The organism is Nonomuraea sp. NPDC003214, from assembly GCF_053590035.1.
Genome location: NZ_JBSFSX010000027.1, coordinates 17,194 through 31,089 on the forward strand (window position 1 = coordinate 17,194; position 13,896 = coordinate 31,089).

General features: G+C 70.4%; 12 protein-coding genes. 8 read left to right on the plus strand and 4 right to left on the minus strand.

All coding sequences use genetic code 11. The features are described from left to right. Positions 1-83 precede the first annotated feature (83 nt). Both ACWDXC_RS42885 and ACWDXC_RS42890 read right to left on the minus strand, forming a co-directional pair. Positions 84-656, minus strand: a complete 573-nt coding sequence (locus ACWDXC_RS42885; RefSeq protein ID WP_449992487.1) for a hypothetical protein — start codon at positions 654-656, stop codon at positions 84-86. 128 nt (positions 657-784) lie between these two features. Further along, the gene (locus ACWDXC_RS42890; protein WP_449992490.1) at positions 785-2,224 is read right to left on the minus strand and encodes an alpha/beta hydrolase; all 1,440 of its coding nucleotides are present in this window, start codon (positions 2,222-2,224) and stop codon (positions 785-787) included. Positions 2,225-2,555: 331 nt separating this feature from the next. Here ACWDXC_RS42890 and ACWDXC_RS42895 point away from each other — a divergent pair, with 331 nt between their 5' ends. Next, complete coding sequence (locus ACWDXC_RS42895; RefSeq protein ID WP_449992492.1) at positions 2,556-3,275, plus strand: SDR family NAD(P)-dependent oxidoreductase; 720 nt, start codon at positions 2,556-2,558, stop codon at positions 3,273-3,275. A 390-nt stretch (positions 3,276-3,665) separates the two neighbouring features. Here ACWDXC_RS42895 and ACWDXC_RS42900 read toward each other — a convergent pair whose 3' ends face one another. Further along, the gene (locus tag ACWDXC_RS42900; protein WP_449992495.1) at positions 3,666-4,733 is read right to left on the minus strand and encodes an NADP-dependent oxidoreductase; all 1,068 of its coding nucleotides are present in this window, start codon (positions 4,731-4,733) and stop codon (positions 3,666-3,668) included. A gap of 53 nt (positions 4,734-4,786) precedes the next feature. Between ACWDXC_RS42900 and ACWDXC_RS42905 the strand changes: the two genes are divergently transcribed. Beyond that, positions 4,787-5,656 carry a LysR family transcriptional regulator gene (locus ACWDXC_RS42905; protein WP_449992497.1) on the plus strand — a complete coding sequence of 290 codons (870 nt, stop codon included), beginning with the start codon at positions 4,787-4,789 and terminating at the stop codon, positions 5,654-5,656. 71 nt (positions 5,657-5,727) lie between these two features. Here ACWDXC_RS42905 and ACWDXC_RS42910 read toward each other — a convergent pair whose 3' ends face one another. Continuing rightward, positions 5,728-7,998 carry a hypothetical protein gene (locus ACWDXC_RS42910; RefSeq protein WP_449992499.1) on the minus strand — a complete coding sequence of 757 codons (2,271 nt, stop codon included), beginning with the start codon at positions 7,996-7,998 and terminating at the stop codon, positions 5,728-5,730. A 197-nt stretch (positions 7,999-8,195) separates the two neighbouring features. On the opposite strand from ACWDXC_RS42910, the gene ACWDXC_RS42915 reads away from it, so the two are divergent. From ACWDXC_RS42915 to ACWDXC_RS42940, 6 genes are all read left to right on the plus strand, one after another. Beyond that, entirely contained in the window at positions 8,196-9,419 is a 1,224-nt protein-coding gene (locus ACWDXC_RS42915) for a cytochrome P450 (protein ID WP_449992502.1), read from the plus strand. A 242-nt stretch (positions 9,420-9,661) separates the two neighbouring features. Continuing rightward, entirely contained in the window at positions 9,662-10,549 is an 888-nt protein-coding gene (locus ACWDXC_RS42920) for a LysR family transcriptional regulator (RefSeq protein ID WP_449992504.1), read from the plus strand. A gap of 137 nt (positions 10,550-10,686) precedes the next feature. Then, positions 10,687-11,067 (plus strand): VOC family protein, encoded by a 381-nt coding sequence (locus tag ACWDXC_RS42925; protein ID WP_449992507.1) that lies wholly within the window; start codon positions 10,687-10,689, stop codon positions 11,065-11,067. Positions 11,068-11,197: 130 nt separating this feature from the next. Then, entirely contained in the window at positions 11,198-11,878 is a 681-nt protein-coding gene (locus tag ACWDXC_RS42930; protein ID WP_449992510.1) for a serine hydrolase domain-containing protein, read from the plus strand. 319 nt (positions 11,879-12,197) lie between these two features. Next, the gene (locus tag ACWDXC_RS42935; protein ID WP_449992513.1) at positions 12,198-13,001 is read left to right on the plus strand and encodes an aminoglycoside phosphotransferase family protein; all 804 of its coding nucleotides are present in this window, start codon (positions 12,198-12,200) and stop codon (positions 12,999-13,001) included. A gap of 186 nt (positions 13,002-13,187) precedes the next feature. Further along, positions 13,188-13,634 (plus strand): DUF4383 domain-containing protein, encoded by a 447-nt coding sequence (locus ACWDXC_RS42940; protein ID WP_449992516.1) that lies wholly within the window; start codon positions 13,188-13,190, stop codon positions 13,632-13,634. Positions 13,635-13,896: the final 262 nt, after the last annotated feature.

Below are 13,896 nucleotides of genomic sequence, written 5' to 3' on the forward strand. Positions count from 1 at the left end.
TCGGTCGTGGTCTGGCGCCGGTCCAGGAACGGCAGGTCGGCGCGGGGCCCCGGATCGCCGGCTGGACGGCTGGGTCGGCAGGCTCAGAGCCGGATGCCCTTGATGATCTTTGCAAGCTCGGGTACGAGAGGCCGGCTGGCCATCACGGTGACGACGACACCCTTGCGCTCGACCCAGCCCGCGTACTGGCCGTGGCCCAGTGCGCCGTCGCCCTGCTGGGTGAGCACCTGACGGTCACCGATCTTCACGGTCTTGGTCTTTCCGGAGAACGTCCCGATGTCGAACGGCCCGTTCTTGAGCTGCGCCAGCTTGCTCGCCTTCGGCCAGCACACCACCCTGACCCACAGCGACCGGCTCCGGCGATCCACCTCGTCGCGGTCGTCCGTCCACTGGTAGCCGTACTCGGTGATGCCGTCGTGCTTGTTGACGACTACCGCTCCGTTCGTGAACCCCTTCGGGATGTGGTTGACGCGGACTCCCTTGATGGCGGCGGCACCCCTCGGCGGCTTGTCGACCTTGGAGTCGTACGACCGCTTCACCTCCGCCTTGGTCGGGACGGGGCAGGTGGGGCGCTCGGCGGCCTGGGCCGGGAGGGCCACCACGGCCGCGGCGACGGGCAGCACGGACAGCACGGCGATCTTCTGCAACTTGTTCATACGGGGTTGGATGCGACGGATTCGAGAATGGTTCGGTAGCACGCGACCCGCTGGCCGCTCCAGCACGCTCACCCCTGGCGACAGCACCCGATGCGGCCCCGGAACGGCCACGACCTGTACGTGGCCGCCTACAGGACCGCCAGGTGGCCGTATCTGGACAAGGCTGCGGCCAGGTCGCCGGATTTGCCGCGCAGGACGGCGTCCAGGAAGGCTACGGTGGCCGCCGCGGTGATACGCGGCCCGGCGGTGCGGCCGAGGGAGCCGACGAGCGTGGGCAGCGGCGGCAGGATGAGCGGAGCGTCGGTGAAGGTGAGGTGTGCCGAACCGGGGACGGTGAGCCGGTAGCTCGTCGCTGTGCTGAGCTGGAGCACGCGCGTGAGGCGGGGGATGTAGTCCGGCTCCTCGCCCGGCTTCACGTCGTGGGTGAGCGCGAGCACGGGCTGGTCGAACGGTTGCGGCGTGGGGTCTCGTGGGAAGCCGTCCATGTCGATGACGGCTGCGAACCGGGGGTCCTGGCGGGCGGCTTGCAGGGCGGCGGCGCCTCCGAGGGAGTGGCCGGTCGCCGCGGCCCGGCGGACGTCGAGCCGCCCGAGCAGGAGGCCCGGGATCTCACCGCGGTCCAGGCGGCCGAGCTGGGTGAGGACGAAACTGAGGTCGGCGGCCCTGACCGCGGTCCATCCGGCCGCGCGCCTGTCGTCCTCCTCTTGGTCGCCGGTGGACGCGACCCGGGTGCGGATCGTCCGGCCGTCGGCAAGGGTGACGACGGCTGAGTCGTACGGGTGGTCGAGGGCCGCCACGACGTAGCCGCGGCTTGCGAGGTCCTCGGCCCAGGCGGTGCTCTGGGTGCGCACGCCGCCGAGCCCGGGCGAGAACAGCACCACGGGGAACCGGCCGCCTCCGGCGGCCACTGGGGCATCGGGCACTGAGCGCGCGTGGGCGCGTGCCGCCTCGTCGAGCAGGAAGCTCGGAAGGCCGAGGTAGCCGGCCTGGCCGCGGGCGACGAGCCGTGCCTCCTGTGCCGTACGGCCCAGGTACCACGCCCGCCGGGCGGCACGATCGCGGCGCGCGGGATACCAGAGCTGGACGACGACCGTTCGCTGGTCCTCGGCCCGGGACGTGGCGGTTTCCGCTCGGCCGGGGTCGGTCCACTGGACGACGGTGGTGCCGACGGCGTGTGCGCCCGATGGCTCGGGGAACACGGGCCGGGGGAGTGCCCACGCCGCCGCCACGCCCGCGAGGATCAGAGCCAGACATGCCGCCGTCCCCGGCAGGGCCTGCCACCACCGGGCCCGCCGTACGGGCCGCCCGGCACGCCCCCTCAGCAGGGAGAGAGCGGCGAACGTCAGCGCGATGCCACCGCCCGTGAGGACGGGTATGAGCTGCCAGCGGATCCCGGCCACGGCCAGCACGATCGCGGACACCACGAGCGCTGCCGCACCCGCCCACGTCGAAGCCCGGCGCGCGCCGGGCGGCAGCCAGCGGGCCAGCACCAGCACGACGGCGGCCGCCGAGGCCAGGAGCTCTGCCAAGGACAGGCCGAAGAACACGGTCACGGTCACGTTGATCATCGTTTCGGACCGACCTTGCCCGGACAACGGCCCCGATGCGGAGAGCCGTGCGCGACCTCGGTATGACCTCCCGCAGCCGGTCTGCGACCGAGGGCGTAGGGCCCTGTAGCGCTGACGCCATCCGGCAGGGCCCGGTTCCGGGCAGATGCGATGCCGGTGGTGCCGGCCGCCGCCGGATGTCCGGAATGTGCAAGGGGCCTGGTCTCTCCGGGGAAAGACACCGCCGGCCCCTCCGGGATGGGATTCGGGCAACCGTACGGACGGATGCGAGGCGCTGCCGCGCGGACTGGAGCGGATCGACGTTGAGGGCACGACCTGAGGAGCGGCGTACATGAGCGGGGAGTTCGCGGGGCGGCGGGCGTTCGTGACCGGGGGCACCTCGGGGATCGGCGCGGCCACGGCCGTGCTCCTCGCCGAGCAGGGCGCCGAGGTGATCGCGCTCGGACTGCCGCCCGCCGACCCCGCCGACCTGCCCGGCCACCCGCGCGTCCGCGTCGTGGAGCACGACGTGCTGGACCGCGCCGGGCTGAGCGGGCTGCTGTCCACGGGCGGGCCGCTGGACGTCCTGGTGAACTGCGCGGGCGTCAGCCACGACCGCGAGGAGTACGACCTGGCCCGCTGGCAGCGGGTCATCGAGATCAACCTCACCGCCACCATGGTCGCCTGCGAGGCCGCCCGTCCGTCCCTGGCCGCAAGCGGCGGCGCCATCGTGAACGTCTCGTCCATGTTCGCCTTCTTCGGCAGCCGGGACCGGCCCGCCTACAGCGCGAGCAAGGGCGGGGTCTCCCAGCTCACCAGGTCGCTGGCGGCCGAGTACGCCTCCGATGGCATCAGGGTCAACGCCGTCGCCCCCGGCTTCGTGATCACCCCGCTGGCCAGGGGCGTCCTCGACGACCCCCGGGCCACGGCGCAGGTCCTGGCCCGCATCCCGGCCGGGCGCCTCGGGCGGCCGGGTGAGGTCGCCTCGGTGGTGGCGTTCCTGTGCTCGGCGGCGGCCTCGTACGTCACCGGCGCGGTCGTCCCCGTGGACGGCGGCTACCTGGCGGTGTGACCCGCCACCGAGATCGATGCCAGGCCCGAGCGAGCAGGTGGCGGCGCGCGGCGTACTGGTGTATCGCCGGGTGGTACGCGTCATGGACCGCTATGAAGCCGGGGCGTGCGCCCCGTCATGGGCGTACCGCCTGGCCGATCGCCGGATCGATCGGTGGCAGGCCGAACAGGGAGAAGACGCTGCTGTCCATGAACGCGACGACGCCCTCTATCCCGGCCGGGGAAACGGCCAGCACGTGGAGGGCGTGGGCGCGCCAGGCTCCGTCCAGGGTCGCGAGGTAGATCGCGACGCCGGGTTGCCCGTTCGCGTCGACGCGGACGAACCGCGCCTGCCCGGGTGCCGGCAGGCGAGGCGCCTGAGCGGGGTCATGGAAGAGGCGGAGGCCGGCGATCAGGAGGACACCGTCAGCACGATCTTGCCCTGGATGTGCCCCCGCGCGGCCCGCGCGTGCGCGCTGCCCGCCTCGGACAGCGGGTAGGCGCTGTCCACCCCGACCTGGAGCTTGCCCTCGTCGAACAGGCGCCCGATCTCGCCGAGCTGGGGGCCGTTGGAACGCACCTGAATGACCGAGACGGTGATGCCCAGACGCGCCGTCTCCTCCGGGTCGTACTGGGCGAAGAACACCGGAAGCATGGTGCCGCCACGCTTGAGCACGGTCAGGAACCGTGAACTGTCCGGGCCACCCACGGTGTCGATCACCAGGTCGACGCCGCTGACCACGTCCGCGGCCCGCGTCGTGGTGTAGTCGATGAACTCGTCGGCGCCGAGCTTGCGCAGGAACTGCTCGTGCCGCCCCGAGGCCACCGCGATCACGCGTGCCCCCTTCCACTTCGCCAGCTGCACCGCGAAATGCCCCACTCCACCGGCGGCCCCGTTGACCAGCACGGTCATCCCCGGTGTGATCGGCACCGGCCGGTGCACCCGGCCGGTGAAGGGAGAGGGCACGTCGTGGCCGAGATCGACCAGGTACTGCCAGGCCGTCAGCAGGGCCATCGGCGCACCGGCCGCCTCGACGAAGCTGATACCGGCCGGCTTGTGAGCCAGGTCGGAAGCCGGAGCGGCCACGTATTCGGCGTACGTGCGGCCGTCGAATCCCGGGAACCGCAGCATGCCGAAGACCTCGTCACCGACGGCGAACCCGGACACATCTGGAGCGACCGCCTCAACCACGCCCGACATGTCCGTTCCGGGGATGAGTGGGTACTCCAGCACCGGCCTCATCTCGGCCGGTATGACCTTCATTCCCTCACGCAGGTACCAGTCCGGCGGATTGATGCCCGCCGCGTGCACCCGGACGAGCACCTCGCCCGGGCCGATCCCGGGAACCGGCACCTCCTCGTACCGCAGAACTTCCGGCCCGCCCGCCTCGTGGAACTGGATCGCCTTCATCGCGCCCATCGCTTTCTCAGGGGAAACATTGCTCCCCAAGTCAAGGCCCTGGACCGCGTGGCCGTCCAAGACCCCTCCGGCAACGGGTCATTCCGAAACAGCATGACGCGTACCCTGAAACGGTGAACGATCTCGGACGGGACCTGGAACTGCGGCTGGTGCGCTACTTCACCGTGGTGGCGGAACACCAGCACTTCGGCCGGGCCGCCGCCGACCTGCACGTGGCTCAGCCGGCGCTGAGCCGCCAGATCCAGCGGCTCGAGAAGTACCTCGGCACACGGCTGCTGGACCGCACCTCCCAGGGCGCCCGGCTCACTCCGGCCGGCCGGACATTCCTGCCCCGGGCCCAATCCCTGCTGCAGGCCGCCCGCGAGGCCGAACTGGCCGTGCGCGAGCAAGCCCGGAGCGAACGCATCACCATCGGTTACGTCGAGGACCTGGTGATCACCACCGTCGTACGGGAACTGCGCCACCGTCACCCCGACGCCGAGATCGCCACCCGGCATCTGAGCTGCCGCGACGTCGGCGCACTGTCGGACAGGCGCGTCGACGCCCTGATCGCGCGGACCCCGTTGCCGCTGGCCGCCGACGAGGTATCCACCACCCCGCTGTACGAGGAGCCCCGAGTGCTCGTCGTTCCTCGCGGCCATCCCCTGGCCGGCCGCGCGTCGGTGACCGCGGAAGAACTGGCCGGCCAAGAGGCGGCGCCGTGCGCGTTCGAGACCGCGGACTGGACGTCCTACCGCATCCTCGGGGCAGGTGTGCCGCCGATCGAGAGCTACGAGGACAAGCTCGAACTCGTCGCCAGTGGCCGGGCGATCGCCGTCCTGCCGGTCGGTGATCGGCGCAGCTCACTGCGTCCCGACCTCGTCACCGTCCCGATCGAGGGCGCTCCGCCCAGCCAGGTCGTCCTGGCCGGCCGCAGGGGCGACCCGAACCCCATGCTCAAGAGTCTCCGGCTGGCCGCCCGGGCCGTCCTGACGAAGTCCTGAGATCTTGGCGGGTGAGCCGGCTCTTCCCCTGGTCATGGCGTGATCGGGTCGAGGGCCCACATGAGGACCAATCACCTCCGCTTCCGGTGAACTACCTCCTTGTCCCCCTTGCCCGGATACGCCATGATCAGCAGCCGTTGCCCGCTCTCCGCCTCGCCCTTCCAGGGGAACCAGGCGTGGTGCACGCGGATGCGGTAGTGACCCTTGCGCCCGTTGAGGGCGAGGTTGGGCCACTCGGTGCCGCTGAGGCTGTCGTAGAGCACGATCTCGCCGCCCGGGCTGTAGTAGCCGACCTCGACCACCTTGTCCCAGCCCTTGGTCTCGACAGGCGGCCGGCGGGTGTAGGTCTCCAGGGTGACGCAGAGGTCGAAGTCGGGGTGGGTCATGACGGCCAGGATGCCGCGGGAGGAGGAGACCAGCCCGTTGCCGGGGTCCGTGTCCGGCGCCGCTTCCTCCTCTCCTCCCTCGTACGTCTGCAGCACCCCGTAGTTGGTCCACTGCGGCTCCTTCATCCGGATCGCCCTGGCCGGCTTGATGCGCGGGCGGTGGCGCGGTGTGGCGTCGCACATGGCTCGGGCGTCGGCCTGCATCGCCGCGATCTCCTGGTCCTGCTTGGCCTTCGCGGCCTCGACGATGGCGGTGGCGCTGGGGCAGATGCCGGCCAGAGGATCGGTGAGGGAGGCACGGTCGATCTTCAGCCGGGTCAGCTCCCGTGGGTCGTTGCGGGTGTGGACGCCGCACAGGCGGCGCCCGTAGGCGAGCACGACCTGGTCGGGTGTGGTGGCGGGGAACACGTGCAGGCCCCGTGCGCCGTCGTCGCCGCGCAGGGAGCACACGAACTTCTGCTCGGCCGTCAGCTCGCGCGGCGCCGCCTGGCCCGTGTCGACCTCCCACGGCGCGGGCAGGTCGCAGTCCGTGGCGGGGCCGCGGGACTGGTCCGCTGCGGGCAGCAGGCACAGGGCCACCGCCGAGGCGAGCCCCGCCAGGAGGACATGGTGACGGATGCGATGGGCGGGCGGGGCGGCGTACAGGAGGAGCAGGATGAGGCCGGAGGCGGTGAGCGCGAGGGCGTACCAGAGCGGGGAGATGCCGGGGGAGAGGAGCTGGGCGCTCTCGTAGGGGAAGGTGGCGCCCGGCTCGACGTAGAGGCTTTCCGGGTAGAGCCACAGCTCCCCGAAGAAGGTGGAGTACTCCGAGGTGAAGGCGCTCACGGCGCCGGCCCCGCCCAGCAGGAACAGGCTCAGCGTCGTGCCACGCAATAACGTGCGCGTCCGCCGCCGCACGGCTACCAGGATCAGCACCGCCGGCGCGCCGACGCCGACGAGGAGGTCGAGCGCGAACCAGTACGCGGTGGCCTCCGGCCCGGTGAACTCGCGTACCACGTCGCCCAGCACGTTCTTCGGCCCGAGCCAGAACGGGACCCCCTGCGCGAGGTTGACGGCGGCGGGGACCAGCGGGAGCACGATCGCCACGGCCGGCAGCGGCCACCACCTGGCGCGCGCCCGCACGGGCTCCGTCCGGGGAGAGGGAGGCTGGAGCGTGCCCAGGTCGTGCGCGGAACGTGCCCACCAGACCAGCGAGAAGACCGAAACCGCGCTCAGGAGCGAGGGCATCAGCAGCTCCCATGCCACCGATTCCGCGCCGCCGAACGCCACGATCGAGATCGAGCCGGACGAAAGGAGCGAGAAGAAGACCGCGATCACGCCGGCCCGTACCGTCGCGCCGTTCCAGCGCGGATCCCGCGCCTGCGCCACCAGCAGGGACACCAGACACACCGACCACAGGGCGTCCAGCGCCCAGGTCCAGTTCTGCCCGGCGAAGAGGTAGTTGCCGCTCTGGTACGCGATGGTGATGACGCCGTCGTGCACCACACTGAGCGTGCCGGTCACGAGCATGAGCACCCGTGGCCATCGGCGGGGGTTCCCCCGCAGCACGCGGAAGAACAGCCATATCGCCACGAGCTCGACCACATTGGCGACCAGGGACATCCACCACAGGTAGGGGATCGGCAGGTCCCAGGACAGGACGTATACGGACATGGCGTAGAGAGCGACCCGCAGCAGCCGTACCTCCCGGCCGTACCGCGCCGGTTCCCCGCGCAGCCGTCCGCGCAACACCTCCCGGTACGCCCACGCCTGCACCGCGGCGATCGCCACCAGCAGGGCGGCCAGCCACGGCCACGCCCGGATCTCGTCCGCCAGGTGTCCGTTCGGGTCCGCGACGACTCTCCACAGGGGGACGAGGTCGCCGGTGACCAGCCCGACGACGGCGAGGACGCTCACGGCGGCCAAATAGAGGGCCGCGAAGCCGGCTGCGAACCGGCCGAAACGATGGCGGCGCATGAGGCACTCCGGCATGGGGGATGGGGAGGAAAGCGCCCAACCTTACTGATCCCCGGCCAAGTGGATCAAGCGCCGGCTGCAGTCGCCGGAGGCGCGGCGGGATGTCCCAAAGGGATGTGGCCGATGAGTCATTGACCGCACACGGGTTGTTTCGTACGTTCATGGGGCTCGTCGGACGGCATCGCCGGGAGGCGCTCATGACGGAAGTGTCCAGCACCCCATGGCCATGGCCCGACCTTCCGCCCGGTCCGCTCGGCACCGCCTCCCCTGAGCTGGCCCGCAGGCTCGCCGAGGCTCCGGCGGAGCCCGTCACGATGCCGAGCGGGGACCAGGTGCCGATGATCGTCGGCTATGAGGACGTCCGTACCGTTCTCGCCTCGCCGGCCAGCAGCCGCAACCTGCGCGAACCCGGGCTTCCCAGGATGGTCAGCGGCACCTCCCTCGAGGACGACCCCTCGGCACTGATCAACCAGGACCCGCCGGAGCACACGCGATACCGCCGCATCATGCAGGGCACCTTCACGCCCAGACACATCGAACGCTGGCGGCCACGCGCGGCCGCGATCGCCGACGAGCTGATCGACGCGGCCGGCCAGGAGTTCGACCTGGTCACCGAGTTCGCCCTGCCGCTGCCCGCGCGCGTGATCTGCGAGATGCTCGGCGTCCCGATGGACCGGTTCGACCAGTTCCGCGGCTGGACGGAGATGTTCCTGTCCACGTCCGAGGCGAGCGCCGAAGCCAGGGGAGAGGGATTCGCCGCGTTCATGGCGTACGCCGGCGAGCTGATCGCCGAGCACCGCGCCAAGCCGGGCGACGACCTCATCGACCTGCTCATCGAGGCGCGCGACGAGGGGGACAGGCTCAGCGAGCCGGAGCTGACCCACATGGTGTTCACCCTGATCATGGCGGGGCACGAGACCACCGCATCGATCATCATCCGAGGCGCGTTCCGCCTTCTGTGTCACCCTGACCAGTACGCGCAGCTGGCGGCCCGCCCCGAACTGCTGGAACCGGCGGTGGAGGAGATCCTGCGCTGCGAAGGCCCCGGAGGGAACGGCCTGCTCAGGCTGGTCACCGAGGACATCGAGCTGCCCGGCGGCGTGATTCCCGAGGGCACCGTCGTGCTGCCCAACCCCACGGGCGCCAACCACGACCCGTCGGCGTTCGACGACCCGCTGCGGTTCGACATCCGGAGGTTCGCCGGAACGGCGCCGCCCAATCCGCACCTGACGTTCGGCCACGGTCCCCATTACTGCCTGGGGGCGAATCTGGCCAGGATGGAACTGCAGGAAGCCTTCCGCGCCCTGGTGACGCGGCTGCCCTCCCTCCGCGCCCAGGAGGACCTGTCGACGCTCCGCTGGACCAACGACGGACTGATCCATCGCCCGGTCCGGCTCCCGGTCAAGAAGAACGCGTCCTGAACGGCCCCTTGATCCATGTACGAGGGGGAGGCGGCAGTATGAGCCCGCAGGGGCATGGCGTTGTCGTCGGCCCAGGACCAGGCCGCCGAAGGGATCAGGCCGAATGGATCAGGTTCGGTCGGGCGCGCTGATCCTCTCCAGACCGATCACCGGCCACGGAACCGCAGGCTGCCGCGAGCCCGACATGTCATAATTACGCCCCGAATGACGATCTCGATGGCGGTGATCGACGGGGGGATCGTGTGGAGCTGCGCGATATCGAGATGTTCCTGACTCTTGCGGAGGAACTGCACTTCGGCCGGACGGCGGAGCGGCTGCACGTCTCCGTGGCGGCGGTCAGCAAGGCGATCAAGAAGCAGGAACGAGGCATCGGCGCCGAACTCTTCGCCCGCGACAGCCGCAATGTGCGGCTGACGCCGGTGGGTGAGCAGCTCCGCGACGACCTGCGCAAGCTGCACCAGGAGCTGGCGCAGAGCCTGGAGCGGGCACGGCTGGCGGCCCGGGGCAAGACCGCCACGCTGCGGGTCAGCTTGTTTCCCACCAACGTCATGGAACTGCGCCGTTACTGGGAGGCGTTCCGCTCCCGGCACCTCCAGTGGGAACTACGCCTGCGGATGGCGAGGTACGCCAATCCGTTCGCCCAGTTGCGCAACGGCGAGGTGGACGTCCTCGTCACCTGGCTACCGGTGGAGGAGCCCGATCTGATCGTGGGTCCCGTGCTCTTCGCCGAGCCGAGGGTGCTGGCCGTGGCCGCCGACGACGTCCTCGCCGGCCGGTCCACGACCTCCCTCGAGGCGGTCGGCGACTATCGGCACGTGACCATGGAACAGGCGCCCCAATACTGGTTCGATCACTACGTTCCGCAGCTCACGGCGAGGGGCCGGTCGATCGAGCGTACGGACCTCGTGGACAACATCGAGGACATCTTCATGCACACGACCATGGGAGACGCGGTCTCCCTCTTCCCGGTGCACGTGAGCCGGTACTACCCGCGCCCCGACATCGTCTACCTGCCGGTCACCGACATGAAGCCGCTGCAGTACGCGCTGGTGTGGCGCGGCGACGCGGAGAACGACCTCATCCGCGCCCTGGCCGGCGTGGTCCGTGACCTGGGACCACTGCCCGTCTGAGACCGTCAACCAGCGGTCAACGACCGTTGCGATCATCGCCGTTGATCCGCGGCGCGGCCCGGCGCGATGCTTGGTCCATCCCAAGCAGACGCTCATCGGGAGGTAGATCGGGATATGTCATTTTCTGGCGCTGTGACGTGAACATCGTCTCTTCCGCCATATCCCTGACCGTCGCCGACCCGCCCGCCTCCAGCCGGTTCTTCACCAGCCATCTCGGCTTCCGCGAGATCCTGGCCGGTGAGGAGTTCATCGCGCTGGGCCGTGACGACGGAGCAGTCGACCTGGTCCTGGTCGAGCGCGACCTCGAGCGATGGCAGCCGGGTCAGGGGCTGGCGGACCTGATCGTGGTGTTCGCGGCAACCGGCCTGGCCGCCGAGTACGAGCGGCTGCGCCGCGAAGGCGCCCCCATCGCCCTCCCGCTCCGCCGGGAGCCGTGGGGTGAGCTGCTGATGCAACTCGTCGACCCCAACGGCGTGAAGATCCAGCTCACCGAGTGGATCGCCCCCATCACGGGCTGACTCCCGTCCGGCCTGCACCGTTCCCGCGTGACGCCATGGCGTGCGCTGCCATGTCAGCGGCGGCGTCAGGAGGGCGACGGCAGGGGCTGCGATCTGAGCCACACCAACACTGTAGACAAGGAGACTCATCATGGGACACAGCGACTTCACCGCAGCGGGGCTGCGCAGGCTGCGTGAGGTGCTGGCGCGGCATGTCGATTCCGGGAAGATCCCCGGAGCTGTTGCTCTGGTCAGCCGCGGCGGCCGGACGCACGTGGAGGCGATCGGCACGATGCGCCATGACGGTGGCGCGCTGATGCGCCGCGACACGATCTTCCGGATGGCTTCCACGTCCAAGCCGGTCACGATCGCGGCGGCGATGGTGCTGCTGGACGAGTGCCGGCTGCGGCTGGACGACCCGGTGGACGCGTGGCTGCCCGAGCTGGCCGACCGGCGCGTGCTGAAGCGGATCGACGGTCCGCTGGACGACACCGTGCCGGCGCGGCGGCCGATCACCGTGCGGGACGTGCTGGCCTCCACGTTCGGGCTGGGCATGGACATGACGGCGCTGGGCACGCCGATCCTGAACGCGATCTTCGAGCGGGGCCTGACGCCGAACCTGCCGGTGGAGGTTCCCGAGCAGGACGAGTGGATGCGCCGCCTGGGCGAGCTGCCGCTCATGCACCAGCCCGGCGAGCAGTGGCAGTACCAGATCAGCAGCGACCTGGTCGGCGTGCTCGTCTCCCGGGTCACCGGTCAGTCGTTCGAGGAGTTCCTGCGCGAGCCGCCGGCTCCGCACACAAGGCCGCCACCGAAGGCTCGATCGCCCTGACGCCGGCGACCGGGCCGATCGGGCACGTGCTCGCCAAGGCGCCCAGGGCGTGAAGTACGGCAAGTCCGTGGCCGGCCTCGACGACGAGCTCTCGTCGTCGTCGAGGCGTCCACCCGGCCGCAGCCGGGCAGGACCGCTCGTAACTGGACAGGATGCTCAAGGAAGACGTGGCGTGCTTCTGGGATGCGCAAAGACCGCGCCACCACTCGTGGGGGACACATTGAGAGAGTTGGCCTGCGTCGCGCCAGAGGTCCGCAACCGGCTCGTCGTACGATTCGGACCTGAGGTGCGGACCTGGTGCGATGGCTTGCCGGCCCTCGTGACCGAACTCGCCGCCCGCTGGGATCTGACTCCTGTCGCGGCGGGTGGAGGAGGCACCTCGCGGGTGTTCCGCTGCGTCAAGCGGGACACCGGTATCTCGGCGTGGCTGAAAGTCACGCCGGACCCCGAGATCGCCCGGGAGGAAGCCGAGGCCCTGCGGGCCTGGGAGAAGACACCATCGGTTGTCACGCTGCTGGCGCAGGATCTGGCCGCCGGGGCCCTGCTGCTGGAGGACGTGAAGCCGGGCGTGCCGGTGGGGCAGCGTGCATGGAACATGGCCGAGGTCGCGACACTGCTGCGAAACCTGCGGGTCTCTGCTCTCCCGCCGGGGGAGCACTCGGTACTGCGGACTCTGTCACACCGCGTCGATTTCATGTTCGACCTGACCGACCGCCGGCTCGCGGCGGCCGGCGTGCACGATCCGGCCGCCTCAAGGGTGCTTCGGCAGTCGCGAGCGGCAGCCCTGGAACTCGCGGGCGATGGGCCCGTAGGACTCGTTCACGGTGATCTTCACGCAGCCAACGTGCTGTCCGGTCCGGATGCTCGCATGGTGGCGATCGATCCCAGGCCCACGTGGGGAGACCCGGACTTCGACGCCGTGGACTGGGTGCTGGAGGGCGCTGGGGATCTCGCCGTGCTGGAACAAAGGATCGAGGAACTGGCGGCACTGGTTTCCGGCCTGTCTTCTCACCGGGTGCTGGGCTGGTGCCGGGCTTTGGCCGCCCTCATCGCTGTCCCCAGAGTGTGCGCCGGGCGGGACGACGCGGAGACTCGGTTCCTCGCGGCCCTGGCGGGCCTCTGACCCCCTCGTCGGTACGGGCGATCCCTTGCCACCGTGCCTGGCCACTGCTGTCCGTGTCCGGAGCGGGGCTTTCCATGCCTAGGGATCACTCGTCCCGCAGGACGTGCGGTGCCGATGCGTTCCCGGGCGCGTGAGTGGGTTCGCCCTCCCGGGGTAGGCGCCCGCCTGAGACCCTCAGGAGGCATCATGGACAGCCCTCGTACAGCCGCCGGTAGAAGCCCCGTGCAATTGGCGGCCTTCGTCACCGGCGTCGTCTTCCTCCTCGTCGGCGTGCTCGGATTCATCCCCGGCATCACCGCCAACTACGACGAGATGACGTTCGCCGGGCACGAATCCGGCGCACTGCTCCTCAACGTCTTCCAGGTATCGATCCTGCACAACCTCGTCCACCTGCTGTTCGGCGTCGGCGGCATCCTGCTGTCCAGAACCTGGTCCCAGGCTCGCGCCTTCCTCATCGGCGGCGGCGTCGTCTACCTGCTGCTGTGGATCTACGGCCTGCTGATCGGGCACGACAGCCCGGCGAACTTCGTGCCGCTCAACACGGCCGACAACTGGCTGCACCTCATCCTGGGCGTCGGGATGATCGGCCTCGGCTTCCTCCTCTCCCGTCGGCGCGCATCAGCCGTACGGTGACTCCGGCAAGCCGACCACCACAGCAGCTGACCAGTTCGGGGACCCGCGCTCGAACTGGTCGGCCACGACCCTCACGGCGCTGGCCACTCCTCAAGGACCGGGTCGCCGACCTGGAGGAACCCGCCGCCCGCCGTGCGGAGGGCGGCGCGCGGCGGCTCGGCATCGCCGAGCGCACGGTGGAGAGGCACATCCCCACCGAGAAGGGTCGGCTGCATCGGGCCCACCGTCGTCATGACAGCGCCTCCCGTCGATGTGGGCGAGG